This is a genomic window from Dechloromonas denitrificans, from assembly GCF_020510665.1.
Lineage (GTDB): Bacteria > Pseudomonadota > Gammaproteobacteria > Burkholderiales > Rhodocyclaceae > Azonexus > Azonexus denitrificans_B.
Genome location: NZ_CP075187.1, coordinates 3,218,997 through 3,237,782 on the forward strand (window position 1 = coordinate 3,218,997; position 18,786 = coordinate 3,237,782).

19 protein-coding genes and 1 pseudogene are annotated in these 18,786 nt (G+C 58.7%); 1 reads left to right on the plus strand and 19 read right to left on the minus strand.

The features are described 5' to 3' along the window. Positions 1-184: 184 nt before the first annotated feature. From KI614_RS15175 to KI614_RS15220, 10 genes and pseudogenes are all read right to left on the minus strand, one after another. Positions 185-574: pseudogene (locus KI614_RS15175) on the minus strand (lysophospholipid acyltransferase family protein); the annotation flags it as partial. A gap of 92 nt (positions 575-666) precedes the next feature. After that, the gene (locus KI614_RS15180; RefSeq protein ID WP_203467866.1) at positions 667-1,419 is read right to left on the minus strand and encodes a GNAT family N-acetyltransferase; all 753 of its coding nucleotides are present in this window, start codon (positions 1,417-1,419) and stop codon (positions 667-669) included. 81 nt (positions 1,420-1,500) lie between these two features. Beyond that, positions 1,501-1,950 carry a glycine zipper 2TM domain-containing protein gene (locus KI614_RS15185; RefSeq protein ID WP_226406696.1) on the minus strand — a complete coding sequence of 150 codons (450 nt, stop codon included), beginning with the start codon at positions 1,948-1,950 and terminating at the stop codon, positions 1,501-1,503. A gap of 5 nt (positions 1,951-1,955) precedes the next feature. Next, positions 1,956-2,891, minus strand: a complete 936-nt coding sequence (locus KI614_RS15190) for a carbohydrate kinase family protein (RefSeq protein WP_203467868.1) — start codon at positions 2,889-2,891, stop codon at positions 1,956-1,958. A gap of 13 nt (positions 2,892-2,904) precedes the next feature. Beyond that, positions 2,905-3,996 carry a DUF3426 domain-containing protein gene (locus tag KI614_RS15195; protein ID WP_226406699.1) on the minus strand — a complete coding sequence of 364 codons (1,092 nt, stop codon included), beginning with the start codon at positions 3,994-3,996 and terminating at the stop codon, positions 2,905-2,907. After that, positions 3,996-4,886 carry a 50S ribosomal protein L11 methyltransferase gene (gene prmA, locus KI614_RS15200; RefSeq protein WP_226406701.1) on the minus strand — a complete coding sequence of 297 codons (891 nt, stop codon included), beginning with the start codon at positions 4,884-4,886 and terminating at the stop codon, positions 3,996-3,998. The genes KI614_RS15195 and prmA overlap by 1 nt, the downstream gene beginning before the upstream one ends. A gap of 3 nt (positions 4,887-4,889) precedes the next feature. Next, positions 4,890-6,248, minus strand: coding sequence for an acetyl-CoA carboxylase biotin carboxylase subunit (gene accC / locus KI614_RS15205; protein ID WP_226406703.1), 1,359 nt, complete (start codon positions 6,246-6,248; stop codon positions 4,890-4,892). 7 nt (positions 6,249-6,255) lie between these two features. Next, on the minus strand, positions 6,256-6,708 hold the full coding sequence (gene accB / locus KI614_RS15210; RefSeq protein ID WP_226406705.1) for an acetyl-CoA carboxylase biotin carboxyl carrier protein: 453 nt from the start codon (positions 6,706-6,708) through the stop codon (positions 6,256-6,258). Between the two features lie 56 nt (positions 6,709-6,764). Beyond that, positions 6,765-7,244: a type II 3-dehydroquinate dehydratase gene (gene aroQ / locus KI614_RS15215; protein ID WP_203467873.1), complete on the minus strand. Its 480-nt coding sequence runs from the start codon at positions 7,242-7,244 to the stop codon at positions 6,765-6,767. A gap of 39 nt (positions 7,245-7,283) precedes the next feature. Continuing rightward, complete coding sequence (locus KI614_RS15220) at positions 7,284-7,877, minus strand: nucleotidyltransferase domain-containing protein (protein ID WP_226406707.1); 594 nt, start codon at positions 7,875-7,877, stop codon at positions 7,284-7,286. A gap of 50 nt (positions 7,878-7,927) precedes the next feature. On the opposite strand from KI614_RS15220, the gene mpl reads away from it, so the two are divergent. Further along, positions 7,928-9,274, plus strand: coding sequence for a UDP-N-acetylmuramate:L-alanyl-gamma-D-glutamyl-meso-diaminopimelate ligase (gene mpl, locus KI614_RS15225; RefSeq protein ID WP_226406709.1), 1,347 nt, complete (start codon positions 7,928-7,930; stop codon positions 9,272-9,274). 86 nt (positions 9,275-9,360) lie between these two features. On the opposite strand, the gene KI614_RS15230 is transcribed toward mpl, so the two are convergent. From KI614_RS15230 to pilV, 9 genes are all read right to left on the minus strand, one after another. After that, complete coding sequence (locus KI614_RS15230) at positions 9,361-11,637, minus strand: NADP-dependent malic enzyme (protein WP_226406711.1); 2,277 nt, start codon at positions 11,635-11,637, stop codon at positions 9,361-9,363. A 92-nt stretch (positions 11,638-11,729) separates the two neighbouring features. Continuing rightward, the gene (locus tag KI614_RS15235) at positions 11,730-13,709 is read right to left on the minus strand and encodes a TonB-dependent receptor (protein WP_226406713.1); all 1,980 of its coding nucleotides are present in this window, start codon (positions 13,707-13,709) and stop codon (positions 11,730-11,732) included. Between the two features lie 131 nt (positions 13,710-13,840). Further along, positions 13,841-14,650, minus strand: coding sequence for a nickel transporter (locus KI614_RS15240; RefSeq protein WP_226406715.1), 810 nt, complete (start codon positions 14,648-14,650; stop codon positions 13,841-13,843). 114 nt (positions 14,651-14,764) lie between these two features. Beyond that, the gene (locus KI614_RS15245; RefSeq protein ID WP_226406717.1) at positions 14,765-16,102 is read right to left on the minus strand and encodes an ATP-binding protein; all 1,338 of its coding nucleotides are present in this window, start codon (positions 16,100-16,102) and stop codon (positions 14,765-14,767) included. After that, complete coding sequence (gene nikR, locus KI614_RS15250; RefSeq protein WP_226406719.1) at positions 16,077-16,541, minus strand: nickel-responsive transcriptional regulator NikR; 465 nt, start codon at positions 16,539-16,541, stop codon at positions 16,077-16,079. The genes KI614_RS15245 and nikR overlap by 26 nt, the downstream gene beginning before the upstream one ends. 9 nt (positions 16,542-16,550) lie before the next feature. Beyond that, positions 16,551-16,940, minus strand: coding sequence for a type IV pilin protein (locus tag KI614_RS15255; protein WP_226406721.1), 390 nt, complete (start codon positions 16,938-16,940; stop codon positions 16,551-16,553). Between the two features lie 17 nt (positions 16,941-16,957). Next, positions 16,958-17,473 carry a PilX N-terminal domain-containing pilus assembly protein gene (locus KI614_RS15260; RefSeq protein ID WP_226406723.1) on the minus strand — a complete coding sequence of 172 codons (516 nt, stop codon included), beginning with the start codon at positions 17,471-17,473 and terminating at the stop codon, positions 16,958-16,960. 11 nt (positions 17,474-17,484) lie between these two features. After that, positions 17,485-18,276 (minus strand): PilW family protein, encoded by a 792-nt coding sequence (locus tag KI614_RS15265; protein WP_226406725.1) that lies wholly within the window; start codon positions 18,274-18,276, stop codon positions 17,485-17,487. Beyond that, positions 18,273-18,779 (minus strand): type IV pilus modification protein PilV, encoded by a 507-nt coding sequence (gene pilV / locus KI614_RS15270; RefSeq protein WP_226406727.1) that lies wholly within the window; start codon positions 18,777-18,779, stop codon positions 18,273-18,275. The genes KI614_RS15265 and pilV overlap by 4 nt, the downstream gene beginning before the upstream one ends. Between the last annotated feature and the right edge of the window lie 7 nt (positions 18,780-18,786).

Here is an 18,786-nt window from a genome sequence, read left to right on the forward strand (position 1 = left end):
AGGGCGTCGTTACCAGGCGGGCAATCAGACGCTTGCGGCCGAGAATGGCCCGCGTACATTCGCCAAGAGAAATATCGCCATCGTAACGCGGCGCCAGACTACGCTGGCCGTCTGTTTCCCAGTAGGAGAGTGCCACCGGCAAGATCGGGTAGCCACCGACCAGGGCCGGTTGCAGCAATGCGGCATGAAAATGCAGCAAACTGCGACCATCGGTTGTCGTGCCCTCCGGAAAAACCGCGACATGGCGCCCACGCGCCAACAAGTCACCGATTTCCTGATTGATGATCCTGGCGTGGCCGCGACTGCCCCGGCGCAGGAAAATCGTATCGTTCTTTGCTGCCAGCCAACCTATCACCGGCCAGTGTCGTACCTCTTCCTTGGAAACGAAGGCCGAGGGCAGTGCGGCATTGATTACGTAGATATCGATCCACGAAATGTGGTTGGCAACGAGCAACACCCCCGGCGCAGCATGCGTCAGGTCGGCATCGACCTCGACCCCCAGCGCATCAAGCAGGGCAACCGCCCAACTCGACTTGAGTCGGAGCCGGGCAGCATCGCTACATATGGGAAACACGAGCAGCGTAACAATCAAGCCGAATACAACCAGCAGAGCCAGTCGAAAAATACGGAAGCTGCGAATCAAAAAATTGGTCTGGCTCAGACGATTTATCCCAAATAGTGCTTGGCGTAGCGGCTAGACACCTTGGCCATCGGCATCAGGATGGGCAGGTCAGCCGTGTTGAAATCGGGATCCCATGCCGGTTCGCCGCAGATCCATGCCCCGGCCCGCAAATAGCCCTTGATCAAGGGCGGCGTTTCAGCCGGACGATCCTGCTGCAAGGCCGCCAGCGGCAAGGGACAACGCGGGAAAACACGGTATTCCTGCGGCCCCAGATGTTCTTCCGAGAGGCGATTATACAAGCTGGCCGCAGCATGGCCGCCGTCAGCCATGCTGATCGATGCGCAGCCCATCAGGTAATCGTAGCCACGCTCGGTCATGTACTGGGCCAAGCCGGACCAGAGCAGCGTGATCGTTGCACCGGTACGGTAATCCGGATGAACACAGGAACGACCGATTTCTACCAGCCGCGAGCGCAGGTGCTGCAGACGGGTCAGGTCGAACTCGTTTTCCGAGTAATAGCCGATCTGGCGGGCATTTTCCGGCGAAAGAATGCGATAGGTGCCAACCACTTCGCCGCTTTGCGTGTCGCGTACGACCAGATGGTCGCAATACGGATCGTAGATATCGTGATCCACCCCCGGGGTCCGGGAGGGCAAATTGGCCCCCATCTCACCGGCGAAAACACGATAGCGCAGGCGCTGGGCATCAAGAATTTCACTCGGGCTACGGGCCAGCCCGACATCGAGCGTATGGCGCTTGGGACGCACACGTCCCGCATCTTTTTGGATATTTTCCATGTTGTTCTCCTTGTATGTCTGTGGAGAACAGTCTGGATGATGCGTGTTACATGCGCGTTGCCCGAAAATGACAGCGATATTTCAGTGGGTGATGCGCGTCTCGCCAGTCCCGGAGACGACCCGCACACGCTCGCCCGGACGGAACGCTCCCGGCGCAGCTTCCTGAACAACGACGATCATCCGGTCATTATCCAGTTTGACGGTAATCTCCAGCGCATCCTTGCGTGTCACGCCTTCCTCGACGGCGCTCCCCGCCAGACCACCGACGACCGCGCCAAGCACGGCTCCGACGATCTGACCTTTACCGCCACCCAGTCCGCTGCCGGCCACGCCGCCAACGGCAGCACCGGCAACGGTACCCACGCCGGACTTGGTGCCTTCAAGCGCCACGGTACGCACCGACTCAACCGTTCCCATGCGCACATTCATTTCGCGGCGCGCCTGGTCACGACTGTAAACATCGCCGGACTTGCTGGTTGCACAACCGGCCAGCAAGGCCAGCGAAATAAAAAGCAGGGGAAGGGTTTTCATGGGTTTCACCAGGGCTGGGTGCCGAAGGCACGTTGATAACGCGCCGCAATTTCTTCGCGGCTCGGTTGATGATTCTGGCCACCGCGCGAAGCTATCTTGATGGCCCCCATGACCGATGCCAGGCGCCCCGTTGTCAGCCAGTCAAAGCCATTGGTAATGCCGTAAAGCAGACCGGCACGATAAGCGTCGCCACAGCCGGTCGGGTCGAGCAGTTGATCGGCCTCGACACAAGGAATGTCATAGCGTTGGCCAGCAGCGTAAATTTCGGAACCTTCACCACCACGCGTCACGATCAGCGCCTTGACCTCGCCAGCCAGCTGTTCGAGGCTACGCCCGGTGCGGTCGCAAAGCAGTTTGGCTTCGTAATCGTTGAAACAGGCATACTCGGCGAGTCGCATGAAATCGAGCAATTCGTCACCGCTGAACATCGGCATGCCCTGACCCGGATCGAAGATGAAGGGCAAGCCGGCTGCCGCAAAATCACGGGCGTGCTGCATCATGCCTTCGCGGCCATCCGGCCCGACAATCCCCAAGGTGGCTGTCTTGGCCTGCTCAACTTTATTGAGGTGCGAAAAGCTCATCGCGCCCGGGTGGAAGGCCGTGATCTGGTTGTCGTCAAGATCGGTCGTGATGAAAGCCTGGGCGGTAAAACTGCCCGGCACCTGACGCACATGCGTACGCGGCAGACCGAGTTTATCGAGGCGATCGAGGTAGACCGCAGCATCGTCACCGACCGTCGCCATGATCAACGGCTCGCCGCCAAGCAGCATCAGGTTGTAGGCAATATTGCCGGCGCAACCGCCAAATTCACGACGCAGTTCGGGCACCAGAAACGCCACGTTCAGAATATGAATCTGTTCGGGCAGGATGTGATTCTTGAAACGGTCCGGGAAGACCATGATGTTGTCGAAAGCCAGCGAACCGCAGATCAGGGTGCTCATGGGGAATGAATTCTCAAGGGTAAAAAACGTAAAGACGATAACCGGCGGCACCGATATCCTTGGCTTCGACCCACAGACGAATGGCGAGTTCGCCGTTGGCCGGGAAAGAAACCGGACTGATACCCGGCGGCAGATAGTCGGGCGCCAGCAGAACGCGACGTGCAACGACCATGTCATGCACATCGGTCAGCGTCAGTTCGAGCGCCGGCCACGCCTGGGCATGTGCCGCACGGTTGCGCAGTGCTGCCTGCAGGACGAACAGGCCGCGCGCATTGTCGGACTGCAAATCGGAGGATTCGATGGCCACCAGATCGGAATCCTGCGGCAAAGGCACGTCGACCGCAGCAAGGGCGTACAAGCCCGCCAGATCGGGCATGCGACGCACCAGATCGGTCCGGAAGTAGAACAGCAACTGGCAGGACAAGGCGACGCCGAGGACGATGGAAACAAGCACGAAGGGCCAGGTCGCCGCGTGCTCGGCTTCATGACTGAATCCGCCCATGCCGTTGCCGGCCAGCGCCCCGGCAGCCCAGCGATTGTAAGCCGGGGTATCGCTCAACTCACGCGCGGCAACCAAGCCTGCTTCGCGCGCCGCGAGTGTCGACTCTTCCATTGTTTCGATTTTCTCGACCGCCTGCGCTGTCGGCTCGTTCAACGGCTCGGCCCGCGACGGCAACTCGGGTGGTGCGGGAGCAGCCTCAGGCTCGAAAACCTCTGCCGGCTCGTCAGGCACGACGACCGGTGCCGGGATATCGCCAGCTTGAATCTCCGGCTCAAGCGGAACTTCCGGCTCCGCCGGGAGTTCGATTTGCTGAACGGGCGCGACAGGCTGAACCGGAGGCTCGTCGAACGCCGGACGGACCGGCTCGGACGGACTGAAGGCTGAAACGACGGGCGGCGGGACCGGGTCCGGCCGGACGGCTGGCGGAACTACCGCCGGCGGTTCCGGCACAACGGCGACAGCCGGCGGCTCATCTTCGAGCAAAGCCTCGAAGGCATTGAAAATTGAGTCGCAATGGCCGCAACGGACCTTGCCCGCCCGAAGGCGCAACTGCTCGGAGGTAACACGAAAAATCGTGCTGCAAACCGGGCAGCGTGTCCGCATCAGGGCATGACTCCGCTCAGGCAAACCCAATCTTCGCGGGTGTCGGCCACTTGCATGGGCAGCCACTGAGCGTAGATGTCGATGATTTCCTCGGCCTGTTCGCGCAGGATTCCGGAAAGGGCCAGTTGTCCGCCGGAACGGACATGGGCGCAGATTGCCGGCGCCAAAACACGCAGGGGATTCGACAGGATATTGGCGACAACGAGATCGTATTGCCCGGCAACCGGTGCGGTGGAATCAGCGAAAAGTGCCGTTACGCCGTTACGCTCGGCATTGGCTCGCGCCGCCAGAACTGCATGCGGATCAATGTCCACACCGGCAACGCGACCCGCCCCAAGGCGGGCTGCAGCAATCGCCAGAATGCCGGAGCCACAACCGTAATCCAGCACGGAAGCCTGGTCGGTAACAACGCGCTCAAGCCACTCCAGGCAAAGCCGGGTAGTTGGATGGGAACCTGTGCCAAACGCCATTCCGGGGTCCAGAATGAGGTTGACCGCAGCAGGGTCGGGTGACTCGTGCCACGACGGAACAATCCACAAGCGCTCGGAAACACGGATCGGATCGAATTGCGCCTGGGTCAGCTGGACCCAGTTCTGCTCCTCGATGATCTCGACCGTGAAAGCCGGCACCTCGGTCAGACCGATTTGCGCACCGGCTGCGGCGAGCAGGGCGGCCACATCGGTGTCCGGCTCAAGCAAGGCAACAACGCGGGAGCGATCCCAGCCCGGAGAATTGACCGAACCCGGCTCGCCAAATTGCGGCTTTTCATCCGGCGTACCGGCATCCGCGTCCTCGATCGAGGCCGACAACGCGCCGACCTCCAGAAGCGCATCGCACAGCGGTTCGGCGTGCGATGCAACGGTCAGGAAACTGACGCTTTGCCAGGCCATGATCTACTTCTTCACTTCGCCCTTGTCGGCGAGTTTCTGTTCGAGGTAATGAATACTGGTGCCGCCCTCGACGAAACGGGCATCCTGCATCAGCTCCTGGTGCAACGGGATATTGGTCTTGATGCCCTGAATGCTCATCTCGGACAGCGCAATGCGCATGCGACGAATCGCCTGCTCGCGCGTATCGCCATAGGAAATCACCTTGGCCACCATGGAGTCGTAATGCGACGGCACGGTGTACCCTTGGTAAATGTGCGAATCGACACGGATACCGGGGCCGCCAGGCGGGTGATAAAAGGCGATCTTGCCGGGAGATGGTACGAACGTGAAGGGATCTTCGGCGTTAATGCGACATTCGATCGAATGGCCACGGAACACGACATCCTTCTGCTTGTAACGCAGCTTCTCGCCGGCAGCAACCCGAATCTGCTCCTGGACGATATCGACACCGGTAATCATTTCGGTCACCGGATGCTCGACCTGAACGCGGGTGTTCATTTCGATGAAGTAGAACTCACCGTTTTCGTAGAGGAACTCGAACGTACCGGCACCACGGTAACCGATCTTGCGGCAGGCTTCGGCACAGCGCTCGCCGATACGGCTGATCAGACGTGCCGGAATATGCGGCGCCGGCGCCTCTTCGATCACCTTCTGGTGACGGCGCTGCATCGAGCAATCGCGTTCGCCAAGATAAATGGCACTCTTGTATTCGTCGGCCAGCACCTGGATTTCCACGTGACGCGGGTTTTCCAGGTATTTTTCCATGTAAACCGAAGGATTGCCGAAGAACGTGCCGGCTTCCTGACGGGTCATCGCCACGGCATTGACCAGCGCAGCTTCGGTATGCACGACGCGCATGCCGCGACCACCGCCACCGCCAGCCGCCTTGATGATCACCGGATAACCGACAGCGCGGGCAATCTTGACGATTTCCTTCGGATCTTCCGGCAACGCGCCGTCCGAACCCGGGACGCAGGGCACGCCGGCTTCCTTCATCGCATTCTTGGCCGACACCTTGTCGCCCATCAGGCGAATGGTTTCAGCCCGCGGACCGATGAAGACAAAACCAGAGGTTTCGACGCGCTCGGCAAAATCGGCATTTTCGGAAAGGAAGCCGTAACCCGGGTGAATCGCCTGGGCATCGGTCACTTCGGCGGCCGAAATGATCGCCGGCACATTCAGGTAGCTCAGCGTAGACGAGGCCGGACCGATACACACCGACTCATCGGCCAGCTTGACGTACTTGGCTTCACGGTCGGCCTCGGAATAGACGACGACCGTCTTGATACCGAGTTCGCGACAGGCACGCTGAATACGTAGCGCAATTTCGCCCCGATTGGCGATCAGAACTTTCTCGAACATGGCCATATCAGCCAATCACGAACAGCGGTTCGCCGAATTCAACCGGTTCGCCGTTGTCGAGCAGGATGGCCTTGACCACGCCGGAAGCATCTGCTTCGATCTCGTTGAGCAATTTCATGGCTTCGATGATGCACAGGGTCTCGCCCTGCTTGACCGTCTGACCGATCTGGACGAATGCATCGGCACCCGGCGACGGCGAACGGTAGAAGGTACCGACCATCGGCGACTTGACGACGTGACCTTCCGGCAGATCATCCTCATCATCGAGGTTGACCGACGAGGCGGCCGGCGCACCCGGTGCAACCGGAGCCGGTGCGGCGTAGTACTGCTGCGGCGCGGCGGCAACGGCGCCGTAATGCTTGGCGATACGTACTTTTTCTTCGCCTTCGGTCACTTCCAGTTCCGAAATACCGGATTCCTGAACGAGGTCGATGAGTTTTTTGAGTTTACGCAGATCCATGGAGACTCCCTTCTAGTTCGCATCGTATTCGACGCAAATGCCGGCAAAAAGCCGGACTATTCAATGTTGATCTTGTTAAGCAGATACTCGAGGGCCAACTGGTAGCCCTGGTGACCCAGGCCGCAAATGACACCGACAGCCAGATCGGAGAAATATGAGTGATGCCGGAAAGACTCCCGGGCATGCACATTCGAAAGATGCACTTCGACAAATGGAATCGCCACCGCTGCCAGCGCATCGCGCAGGGCCACACTGGTATGCGTGTAAGCCGCCGGATTGATGATGATGGCTCGCACACCCTGATCACGTGCCGCATGGATGCGTTCGATCAAAGCCCCCTCATGGTTGCTTTGAAAGGCTTCGAGATCGACACCAACGGCTTCCGCCATGCGCGACAAGGCGAGATTGATGTCAGACAGGGTCACCCGGCCATAATGCTCGGGCTCACGAGTACCAAGCAGGTTCAGATTCGGGCCGTGCACCACCAGGATGCGGGCCTTTTCGACCGACTTGGAAGCGGTTTTTTGCTTCTTCATAGCTGCAAGTTTGCCGTAAATCGCTGCATTTTGTCCAGCCTATTCCGAAAGTAAGGCACGCAAGGCATCGGCCTTGATACGTTCACGCGAGCGCCCATCGCGGTGTTTCAGCGTGACTCGCTCGTACTTTGGCGGAAGAACGATCAAATTTACGTCAGCCACATCTGTTTCGAGTACCAGCACAGCTTCGACACGTTCGTTGTGTGGTTCGGCATGTTCGAAGTCAATTCCCCGATTAAGCAGAAAAATCTCGACCTCCTTGGCGCTGTCGGCAAACAACAGGATATCGATGGTCGAATGCTCACCAGCCGTTCCATCAAGAACCGAACCCGTCAGATACGGGCAGAAATCGGCAAATAACTGGAGAATTTCAAGTGCGACCCGACGCTGGGCACGCAGCAACTCGGCATCGGCCGCATCGCCATAAAGGCTGCGATAAGCGCGCAACTCAAGCTCGACTTCGGCATTATCGGGGAAGGTCGTATGGTCCGGCAGTCCGAGCTGACGGGCGGCTTTGCGCTTGGCGAGGTAAAAATCGGCAATGCCGTCCTCGACCATCAAACGGGCAGCAAGACTGGCAATACTGGCCCGTGTATGGCTACTGCTCGGGCGGGGCCTTTCATGACGGGGCATGGGAGCTCGATCAGGGTAAAATCGCCCTCATTCTAACGGGTCTATGTGACATGCACATTCATATTCTGGGTATTTGTGGCACCTTTATGGGGGGCGTCGCCCAACTTGCAGTGGCTGCCGGCCACCGTGTAACGGGCTGCGACAGCAACGTCTATCCGCCGATGAGCGACCAATTGCGTGGCGCCGGCATCGAACTGACCGAAGGCTTCGGATTGGAACAACTGGCGCTGGTGCCCGATGTTTTTGTCGTCGGCAATGCCATCTCGCGCGGCAATCCCTTGCTGGAAGCGGTACTCGACAAAGGCCTGCCCTATGTTTCCGGCCCTCAATGGCTGGCCGAGAACGTCCTTCAGGGGCGCTGGGTGCTCGGCGTTGCCGGCACGCATGGCAAGACGACGACCAGTTCGATGCTCGCCTGGATCCTCGAAGATGCCCACATGGCGCCAGGTTTCCTGATTGGCGGCGTCCCGCTCAATTTTGGCGTATCGGCCCGCCTGGGCGACACCCCCTTCTTCGTCATCGAAGCCGACGAATACGACACGGCCTTCTGCGACAAACGTTCAAAGTTCGTGCATTACAAGCCGCGCACCGTCGTCCTGAACAATCTGGAATTCGATCACGCAGACATATTCGTTGATCTGGCAGCGATTGAAACGCAATTCCACCACCTTGTCCGCACCCTGCCGGCCTCCGGACTGATTGTCTCGAATGCTGCCGAGGCCAGCCTGGAACGTGTACTGGCACGCGGTTGCTGGAGCGACATCGAGCGTTTCAACGATCCAGCCGGCTACCGCGTCAGTGGTGACGATGCCAGTGGCGAACTGGTTCTACATGGCCCGCAAGGCGAAATCGGTCGGACACACTGGGCATTGTCCGGCGAACACAACCGGGCCAACGCCTGTGCCGCACTGCTCGCCGCTCACCACGTCGGCGTTCCGCTCGACAAAGGGTTGGAGGCGCTATCGCGCTTCGTCAACGTCAAGCGACGCATGGAAGTACGCGGCGAAGTGCGCGGCGTCACGGTCTACGACGATTTTGCCCACCATCCCACAGCCATTGCCACGACGGTCGCCGGTCTGCGCCGCAAGGTCGGCAATGCCCGCATTCTGGCCGTACTCGAACCTCGCTCCAACACGATGAAGCTGGGCACGATGAAAAGCCAGTTGCCGGCCAGCCTGGGCGAAGTCGATGCAGCATTCTGCTACGCCGCCAATCTGGGCTGGGATGCCCGCGAAGCACTCGCCCCGATGGGCGAGAAGGCCATCGTCGAAGACAATATCGACGAACTTGTCGCCAAAATCGTTGCTGCCGCGCGCTCCGGCGACCAAATTTTGGTCATGAGCAATGGCGGCTTCGGTGGCATTCACGGCAAGTTGCTCACCGCACTCGAAAAGTGATTGCTGCGGTCAACCGACCGCTCAAGCCAAAAACAAAAAGGGCGCAGTTGGGTTTCCCCAGCTGCGCCCTTTTTAATTGCGCTGAATCAGCGTTCCATCGACTCGACAACCGCCAGGGCTGTCATGTTAACCAGGCGACGAACCGTTGCCGTAGCGGTCAGCACATGCACCGGACGAGCCGCGCCAAGCAGCACGGGGCCAATCGTCACACCTTCACCACCGGTCATCTTGAGCAGATTGTAGGTAATGTTGGCAGCGTCGATATTCGGCATGACCATCAGGTTGGCTTCGCCCTTGAGCGTTGAATCCGGATGCGCCGCACGACGAATTTCTTCGGAAAGAGCCGAATCGCCATGCATTTCGCCGTCAACTTCAAGATCGCCACCGGACATTTGATTGACCAGCGCAGCGGCGCGGCTCATCTTGCGGGCCGACTCCGAATTGCCCGAACCGAAGTTCGAATGCGACAGCAGGGCCGCTTTCGGCTGCACGCCGAAACGTTTGACCTGCTCGGCCGCCATCAGCGTCATTTCGGCAACTTCTTCCGCCGTCGGATTTTCGTTGATGTGGGTGTCGCAGATGAACAGCGAACGGCTCGGCAGCATCAGGTAGTTCATCGCGGCCAGCGTATTGACGCCTTCGCGCTTGCCGATCACCTGGCTGATCACGCCGAGATGGTGGCTGTACTGGCCGGTCATGCCGCAAATCAGGCCATCGGCGTAACCGAGCTTGAGCAGCATGGCGCCGATCAGCGTCGGCTTGCGACGCAGCGACTCCTTGGCGATGGCCGGGGTCACGCCGTGACGCACCATCAGTTGATGGTAGGCGGTCCAACATTCGCGGTAACGCTCGTCGGATTCCGGATTGACAATATCGAAATCGACACCCGGCTTGATGCGCAGCTTGGCTTTTTCCAGACGATGCTCGATGACAGCCTGACGACCGACCAGAATCGGACGGGCAAACTTCTCTTCGATCACCACCTGAGCGGCGCGCAGAACACGCTCATCTTCACCTTCGGCAAAAATGATGCGCTTGCCCTGGGCCTGACGAGCGGCCTGGAAGATGGCCCGCATGCCGACACCGGTGTGGTAGACGAATTCGGACAACTTGGCGCGATAGGCATCCCAATCGGTGATCGGACGGGTGGCAACGCCGGAATCGATTGCAGCCTGGGCGACGGCCGGCGCAATCTTGACGATCAGGCGCGGGTCAAACGGCTTCGGAATCAGGTATTCCGGCCCGAAGGACAGCTCATGCCCCGGGTAGGCCATGGCCACTTCGTCAGTCACTTCAGCTTCGGCCAGTTCGGCAATGGCGCGCACGGAAGCCATCTTCATTTCTTCAGTAATGCGCGTTGCGCCGACATCGAGTGCGCCACGGAAGATGAAGGGGAAGCAGAGAACGTTATTGACCTGGTTCACGTAGTCGGAACGGCCGGTCGCGATGATTGCATCCGGACGGACTTCCTTGACCAGCTCCGGCATGATTTCCGGGGTCGGGTTGGCCAGCGCAAAAACCATCGGCTTGTCGGCCATGCCTTTGACCATGTCCTGCTTGACGACGCCGGCAGCAGAAAGACCGAGGAAAACGTCGGCACCGACCATCGCATCAGCCAGCGTGCGGGCTTCGGTATTCTGGGCGTAGCGCGCCTTGGTTTCATCCATGTGACCCGGACGGCCAACGTAGATGACGCCCTTGGAGTCGCAAACCATGATGTTCTCGCGCTTGACGCCAAGCTGGCACCACAGGTTGAGACAGGAAATGGCGGCAGCACCGGCACCGGAGCAAACGACCTTGATCTCTTCGATCTTCTTGCCGACCACTTTCAGGCCGTTCAGCATTGCAGCGGCAGAAATGATCGCCGTACCGTGCTGATCGTCGTGGAAAACCGGGATGCTCATCCGTTCCTTGAGCTTCTCTTCAATATAGAAGCACTCAGGGGCCTTGATGTCTTCGAGATTGACCCCGCCGAGCGTCGGCTCCATGGCGGCAATCATGTCGATCAGCTTGTCCGGGTCGTTCTCGGCCAGCTCGATGTCGAACACGTCGATCCCGGCGAATTTCTTGAACAGACAGCCCTTGCCTTCCATCACCGGCTTGGCGGCGAGCGGGCCGATATCGCCCAGACCCAGCACGGCCGTACCGTTGGTGATCACGCCGACCAGGTTGGCGCGTGAGGTGTACCAGGCGGCCGTTGCCGGATCTTCAACAATGGCGTCACAGGCGGCAGCAACGCCCGGCGAATAAGCCAGGGCGAGATCCCGTTGGTTGGTCAGCCCTTTGGTCGGGCGAACGGAAATCTTGCCCGGCGTGGGCCAGCGATGATATTCAAGTGCGGCTTCGCGCAAATCCTTTTCCACGGACTCTCCTCGGAATTCGGCAATTAGGGAAAACCCAGTAGGTTACTCCAAAGGTTCATCCCGGGCAAAGGTGAAAAGTACGTAATTTCGCCTCAAAATCGATACAAAATGCTCGCCCGCAAGCTGCGCGGCTCGGCCGGATGCAGGTGACGATCGAATACCGGACCGGCTTCACCAGCCAGTCGGGACTCATACCAATACTCGATGTCATTCAGCTTGCGCGCGAAGAGGTTGTACACATCGAGCGTCAACTGCGTCTGGCGATCGTACTTGTATCCGATCCGCAGGTTGGTCAGGGCGGATGGCGCAGCCCGTACCGAGTTGTTTTCGACCAACGGCCGCGAACCGAAGTAGCGCAAACGTAGCGCACCGAACCAGGCCCCAAGGTGATCCAGCGTCACACCCAGATTGGCCGTTCGCGAGACAGCCCCCGGAATGTCGTTACCCAGCGCATCGGGGTCAATGAAGCGGGCTTGCGACCAGGAAAAGTCGGCATCGAAGGCAAGCCAGTCGGCGGGTCGGTAAAAATTGGTCCACTCCACGCCACGTCGGCGGGAAGGACGAGATGCTTCGGTCGTACCGGCATCTCCGACAAAAACCAATTCAGATGCAGCCTCCAGTTGCCAGAGTGCCACGGTCGACTGCCAGCCGGAGACGATTTCGGAACGCACGCCTGCTTCGTAACCCTTGGTACGCACCAGAGGTTTGACTTTATCGACGGCATCGCCGCTCGCCGGATCACGCGAAATCGTCGTTCCACGAGCATCGTTCGAATGAAAACCATGGCCATAATTGGCGTACAGCTCGGTCTTTTTCCACGGGCCGAATACCAGCGCCAGCTTGGGCGTCAGCATCTGATCGCCGGCCTTGCCCGAATTGGCGGCCTGATTGGCGTCGACCGCAAAATCGTAGGCATCGGCCCGCAATCCCTGGACCGAACGAAACCATGGCGTCCAGCGAACTTCATTTTGAGCCCAGAGCGCCAGGCTGCGCTGGGTTACGCGATCCTCACGCACGGTATTCCAGACCTCGCGCTGCCGGGTGTTATATAGCCCGACCGGACTCAAGCGGTCGATCCGCCCCTGCCAGCCGACGGCATTGCTGACATCAAAATCACCCCAGCGATCAAAAACCGTCTGCGTCAGAGCAAAGCCCCCCGCCTGGCGCCGCTCGCTTTGCTTGAACTGGTCGCCACTGGCACAGCCGCCGGTGGCGGCGATGTCATTCAGGCAATACTGAAAGTTGGACCACAAATCGAGTCCCGATTTGAGCCACCAGAGATTGGCCTTGCGCTGGCTGTTTTCACCGCGTACCGCCCAATCACCGGACAGGCTGTAGCGGAATGTCCGCCCACCCGTCGTCGAATCGAGCGTCCCGAAGCGGTCGACCGCACCACGATCAATCGCCCGCTGGGCAACCTGGTCAGTCGAGGTCCACTGGCCCTGATACGCCATGCCGGTCAGCGACCAGCCATCGTGACGCGTTCCCTGGCTGTAACGCAACACCCCATTGAGTTTCCGGTAATGTTCATCAACCTGCCATGGGCCGTCATTGTGGAAAACTTCGAGGCCATACAACAGGCGCCCAGCCCACAAGTCGGGCGATCCAGCCAGCAATGTCCGGGCATATCCATTCGGCCCTACCGTGACCTGGACCAGAGAACGGTCGAGGTGGTGAAAATAGTCGATATGCGCCGCGCCGGCCGATGAAAAATCCCCTTCGTCGGCGTAATACGGGCCTTTCCTGAAAATGATGCGATCGACCAGTTCAGGAATCAGAAAATTGAGGTCGGTATAGCCTTGGCCGTGCGCGTGAGCGGGCATATTGACCGGCACGCCGGCAACCGTCGTCGCAAAATCGGTGCCGTGATCAAGGTTGAAGCCCCGCAAAAAATACTGATTGGCCTTGCCGTCACCCGCATGCTGGGTAACGATCATGCCGGGCACCATTTCAAGCACTTCGCCGGGGCGCAACAAGGGGACCGCCGTCAGGCGCTGGCTTGAAACCACGCCCTCACTGCCGGCCTGGGCAAGCCCCTGCAGGTTTTCGGCATTGGCGCGCACCTCAACCACCGAAAGCTCCGTTGCTTCATGCCCGTGGGCAGCCCCCAGCGCCCCCAAAAAATAGGAATAAATTATTTTTTGTCTTATTTTCATCGATTAAAAAAGCCGGCGCACCGGCCAGCCTCCTTTCGGCAGCGCCATCAGGTCGCTGCCGGACGCCGCGTCAGCCGCAACGCAGCAATGAAGCTGAGGACAATGAGGGCAACCAGCGAGAACCCGAAAACCAGTTCCTTCCCCTCGCTCCAGGCGTCGATCGCCGGCGACAGCATCTTTGCCGCCCCGAAGGCAGCCACCAGCAAGCTGATCCCCGAAACGACCAATCCCATCACGCGCGACGCAACCAGCGCCACCTGATCGGCCCGGGCGATCAAGCGGGCGATCCACAAACCATTGATCCCGTCTGTGAGCAGCATGCCGAGCATGAACAGCACCGCGAGCAACAAGGCATGTTCCCAGCCGCCGAAGCGGGTTGCCGTCAAGGCAAAAAAAGCGGCCTGGGACAAGGTGTCGAACGACAAGGCAAAGAGCGCACCGACCAGCGCCACCAGAACGGGGTGCGATGCATGTCGCAAATTACCAAGCAAACGCCCTTTAAGCCCGACAGGCTGGACGATTTCGTCCGGCCCCGCGCGCAGCACTGCAGCCAGGTTGAGGCTGCCAAGCGCCACAAGAAATGCGATCGAGATGAGCGAACCCAGCGTACCGAACCAGTCCGGCACATCCCACTGCCCGGCAACCGCCGAAACACCGAGCGCAATCGCAATGACCACTGCCCCGTGCCCGAGTGAAAACAAAGTGCCGCAGTAACGCGCCATGGCTGGCTGGCAACGCAGGTTGTAGCGGGTCAAGCCATCGATCGTCGCCAGATGATCGGCATCGAAGCCATGCTTCATGCCCAGCACAAAGGTGAGGATCAGCAGGGACAGCCAGTCGGAGGGGAGGTTTTCCATGGCACAAGGTATGAAGGATTTTAAAATCCTCATACAAATACCATGCCAATTCAGTAACTCGTTGTTCGCATTGTTTTATTCACGCCGGGCCGGCAGAACCAAAGCGTCAAGTGATCAGATACTTTCCACCGGCAGTGCAAGAATAAATTCCGCTCCGCCTTCAGGCCGGTTGGCCGCACTCAGTTTGCCGCCATGCCGCTCGACGATGCCGTAGCTGATCGACAAACCCAGCCCGGTTCCCTGGCCGACCGGCTTGGTCGTAAAAAACGGTTCGAACAGGCGCCCCAGATTCTCGGCCGGGATACCCGGTCCGTTGTCACTGAATATCAAGCAGAGCTGGCCCGAAGCAACCGAGCCGCGAATGAGCAGACGGGCATCGCCGACATGGAGCGTTGCGTCGCAGGCATTCTGTATCAAATTCATCACTACCTGCTGCAACTGGCCAGAGGAGCCGGAACAGCGCAAATCAGGCGGTAAATCAACGTCGACCGCGAAACGGGCTGAAGCACTTTGCACCACCCAGCGCACCGAGCGCTCGATCACGTCATTGAGACAAACCTGCTCCGGGAGCGTCTTGTCGACTGCAGAAAAACGCTTCAGGGCATCGACAATATCGCGTGTCCGTTCCGCGCCTTCAATCATCCCGTCGATCAACAACGGCATGTCGGCCAGAATGCGATCGATGCGCAGGGACTGGCGCAACTCGATCAGTGCGGCATCGTCTGCCACACTGGTGGCATGCACCGCGCCCAGGTAGCTTTCAAGACGGCTGGCGTAACGCTGCAATGACAGCACGTTGCCCAGGACAAAGCTGATCGGATTATTCAATTCGTGCGCCACCCCGGCCACCAGGCGACCCAGCGACACCATTTTCTCGGCGTGCAACAACTGGCCCTGGGTTCGCTTCAGGTCGTCATGCGCTTGTCGCAAAGCCTGATAAGCCCGGCGCAATTCACCGACCGGCCGACCGGTCACCACCATCCCCATCAGTTTGCCCGTCTGCGAAACGCGCGGCGTGCAATTCATCGAGACCGGCACGGTCGACCCATCGCCGGCCCGCAAAAAGAATTCGCAGTCATGCACGCCTTCGCGCCCAAAACGGGCAAATACTTCGCGCGCCCTGGCACGTTCGATTTCATCGGCAAAAAGATCGAATACCGGCGTTTTTTCAAGTTCCTGCGCACTTTTCCCGGAGAAGTGCAGCAACGAGGAATTGACCTCGATGATGCTGCCCTGACGGTCGCAGACAATCAAAATGTCGGATATCGACGTCAGTACACTTTCGATGAACTGGTGAGACTCCTCCAGCGCAGCATTTTTTTCTTCAAGGGCAACTTCGTACTGGAGCAGGTCGTTGTAGACCTCGTCCATCTTCTGGATGACCTCGATCCAGGCCTGTTCGCCCAGCCCTTCGCCGGCAGCCGGATCAGCGGACGGGACGGTAATGGACATGGGCATCACCCTGCTCGTCGTGGGCATGGTGATGCTCCGCTTCCAGCGCAATCACGTTCAGCTTGCCGTGCCGCACACCACGCTCGGCCATCAGGGCATCGGCAAAATGCCGCACTTCCACGGTCAACCCTTTGAGAATGACCGATTCCAGGCAGTGATCGTGATCCAGATGACTATGCATCGCCGCCACTGTCAGGTCATGATGATCATGCTGCAAACCCATCAACCGCTCGGCCAGCTCACGCTCATGGTGGTTGTAGACGTAGGACAGATTGGCCACGCAATGCCCGGCTGGCACATCGCGCTGCCTGTCCCCTTCGATCGCCCCGCGAATCAGGTCGCGCACCGCCTCGGAACGGTTTTTATAGCCGCGCGCGGAAATCAACTGGTCAAACTGGCTGGCCAGCGACTCATCCAGGGAGATGGTGAAGCGTTCCATGCTGAAAAATCACTCGGCCCACTTGCCTGTACGCACACCTGCATTGGTTAAAACCTGATTGCCGTCGGATGCTTGCGAGCTTCCGGAAACGACAGTGGACGTCACGATAAAAGTAGTCGCGGTACAACGCGTCCCCACCGTATAACCCGTTGTTGTCGCAGGATCAGCCACCCCGCAAGCAGTCCCTGCCGCATTAAGGTAAGTGCCATTTGTCGAAAACCAGCGCTCCAGGCTTTGGGCATGAGAAACCAGCACCCGCTGCGTATCAGTTCGCCGGGATTTGACAATCTGCCCTTGATACGCAGGCAGGGCTACGCCTGCCAGCAAAGCAATGATAACGACGGTAATCATCACCTCGATCAAGGTAAAACCAGCCTCCCGGCGCTTTTTTACTGACATGCACATTTTCCTATCCTTCAAATCGAGCACACGAATGCAACGGTCTGCAAAACCACCACCGAACGGGAGTCGAAACCCTGGCCGCGCCCCATGATACTGTAAGCCCTGCAACCATCACGACAATAAGTGGTTCCGGTACACCCCGTCGTAGTCGACGGAACAAAAGTATCGGCCAGCCGGGAAACCTGGTATTTGCCAGACGTTTTCTGCCCGGAGGCTGTTGCTGCTGTCGCCGCATTCGTATCCACCCAGGCAGTCGGTACTGCATTGAGCGTTGTCGTTGAAGCAGCAACCGCCCCATTTGTTACGGCACACCCTGAAAGGCACAAATCCCCATTGGCGACCAACAGGGCCTCTCCTTGTCGAAGCGCTTGCTCTGCGGCCAAAAGGGCGTTGGTACGATCCATGTAATTGCCGGCCATCTTTTCGTTCAACGTCGTATTGCGTACCGCATTGACCACCAGGATCGTCAGGACAAGCAAGATCAACATTGAGGTGACCAGCACAAAACCACGTTCATTTCTTGCAGACATTTTCGACTCCCTTACTGGTTCCGCAACATGACGGTCGAGCGGAAGGTGCGATAAAGCTTCTTGTCCGTCTGCGAGTTAGCGATAGCAGTTCCTCCGCAATCACTGACTGCCGCATTTTTACTGATGCTGCCATCGGTAGACTCCGTCCTCAGGACAAGGCATACCTTGACGGAGACAATCGCAGTCGGGGCAGCAGTTGCACTGGCTTGTGCATAGGTATCGGCCACACAGTCACGCGACTTCTGGGTTGCATTGCTGTCAGCACCACAGCCAAATTCCTTCAAAGTTGCCGGACCGGTATCGGTGCCGTACAAAATCTTGAAATCAACCAGTTCCGTTCCTGTGCCACTTCCTGCTGAAGCAGGAGCAATCCAGTCCACCGTACCGCACTGCAGCTTGCTGCCACTTTTTGCAATCGTCAGCGTTTGCTGTGAATTGGCTGCAGCCAGCGAGCCATCACAGACCATCATGTTGGTTCCATCCGCGATAAAACGGACAGTTACCGACTCGTTTGAGGTCGGAGTCAGATACGTACCATTTGCTACGGACATGAATCCGGCAGTCGGGATCATCGGCGTCACAGGACTGGGACGATAACCCGCCTGAGCGATCACTCGCTGCAGCATCGACAAGGCAAAGCGCCCATCCTCCGAAAGCCGCGTCTGCATGCCTTGCAAACGATAGGTCTGCCGGGTGCTGGCATAGAGTTGGGTGGCAGCAAGCATGGCGACCAACGCCAGCGTGACGGCAATCATGAGTTCGATCAGGGAAAAACCCTGCTGCGCTTTATTGGCTTTCATCATTCGATGACCGTCACATATGAAGTATCGGGATTGGCATTGCCACGATCATCGGCCCAAGTAATTGTCAGGGTATAACGATAAAAAGCAGCTGAACTGGCCGCTACCTGGGCGAGGTTATACCTGGCATTTGGCAACTGGCCACGCAAACTGGTATTCCACTCGGACATTTCAGTCGCCACCAGATAGCTTTGATGGCCATTGACTGCAGTGCAGGTCGGTGCGCTATCCGGCGTCGAAGTGTTTTGGGGGCAATTGGCGAAATTGGGTGGCAAAGGCAGGTCAGCCTGCAAAATATTGCCGTCCATGGCGAAATACGGGGAACGATTTGCCCTGATTCGGTCGGCCAGATCAGCCGCCAGATCAGCCGCAACACTCCGGTAATGCGCACTTTGATTCATGACGATAGAGCGTGACTGCAGGGCAGCCAGACCGAGCAGGCCGGAAGCCAGAATAGCCACCGAAACCATGACCTCTATCAGTGACATCCCTTGTTGTTGTTTCATCACAACG

What these genes read in the sequence shown, in the direction of transcription:
- KI614_RS15180 (WP_203467866.1), bottom strand. Translation starts at nt 1,419, where the DNA reads ATGGAAAATATCCAAAAAGATGCGGGACGTGTGCGTCCCAAGCGCCAT.
- KI614_RS15185 (WP_226406696.1), bottom strand. Translation starts at nt 1,950, where the DNA reads ATGAAAACCCTTCCCCTGCTTTTTATTTCGCTGGCCTTGCTGGCCGGT.
- KI614_RS15190 (WP_203467868.1), bottom strand. Translation starts at nt 2,891, where the DNA reads ATGAGCACCCTGATCTGCGGTTCGCTGGCTTTCGACAACATCATGGTC.
- KI614_RS15195 (WP_226406699.1), bottom strand. Translation starts at nt 3,996, where the DNA reads ATGCGGACACGCTGCCCGGTTTGCAGCACGATTTTTCGTGTTACCTCC.
- prmA (WP_226406701.1), bottom strand. Translation starts at nt 4,886, where the DNA reads ATGGCCTGGCAAAGCGTCAGTTTCCTGACCGTTGCATCGCACGCCGAA.
- accC (WP_226406703.1), bottom strand. Translation starts at nt 6,248, where the DNA reads ATGTTCGAGAAAGTTCTGATCGCCAATCGGGGCGAAATTGCGCTACGT.
- accB (WP_226406705.1), bottom strand. Translation starts at nt 6,708, where the DNA reads ATGGATCTGCGTAAACTCAAAAAACTCATCGACCTCGTTCAGGAATCC.
- aroQ (WP_203467873.1), bottom strand. Translation starts at nt 7,244, where the DNA reads ATGAAGAAGCAAAAAACCGCTTCCAAGTCGGTCGAAAAGGCCCGCATC.
- KI614_RS15220 (WP_226406707.1), bottom strand. Translation starts at nt 7,877, where the DNA reads ATGCCCCGTCATGAAAGGCCCCGCCCGAGCAGTAGCCATACACGGGCC.
- mpl (WP_226406709.1), top strand. Translation starts at nt 7,928, where the DNA reads ATGCACATTCATATTCTGGGTATTTGTGGCACCTTTATGGGGGGCGTC.
- KI614_RS15240 (WP_226406715.1), bottom strand. Translation starts at nt 14,650, where the DNA reads ATGGAAAACCTCCCCTCCGACTGGCTGTCCCTGCTGATCCTCACCTTT.
- KI614_RS15245 (WP_226406717.1), bottom strand. Translation starts at nt 16,102, where the DNA reads ATGTCCATTACCGTCCCGTCCGCTGATCCGGCTGCCGGCGAAGGGCTG.
- nikR (WP_226406719.1), bottom strand. Translation starts at nt 16,541, where the DNA reads ATGGAACGCTTCACCATCTCCCTGGATGAGTCGCTGGCCAGCCAGTTT.
- KI614_RS15255 (WP_226406721.1), bottom strand. Translation starts at nt 16,940, where the DNA reads ATGTCAGTAAAAAAGCGCCGGGAGGCTGGTTTTACCTTGATCGAGGTG.
- KI614_RS15260 (WP_226406723.1), bottom strand. Translation starts at nt 17,473, where the DNA reads ATGTCTGCAAGAAATGAACGTGGTTTTGTGCTGGTCACCTCAATGTTG.
- KI614_RS15265 (WP_226406725.1), bottom strand. Translation starts at nt 18,276, where the DNA reads ATGATGAAAGCCAATAAAGCGCAGCAGGGTTTTTCCCTGATCGAACTC.
- pilV (WP_226406727.1), bottom strand. Translation starts at nt 18,779, where the DNA reads ATGAAACAACAACAAGGGATGTCACTGATAGAGGTCATGGTTTCGGTG.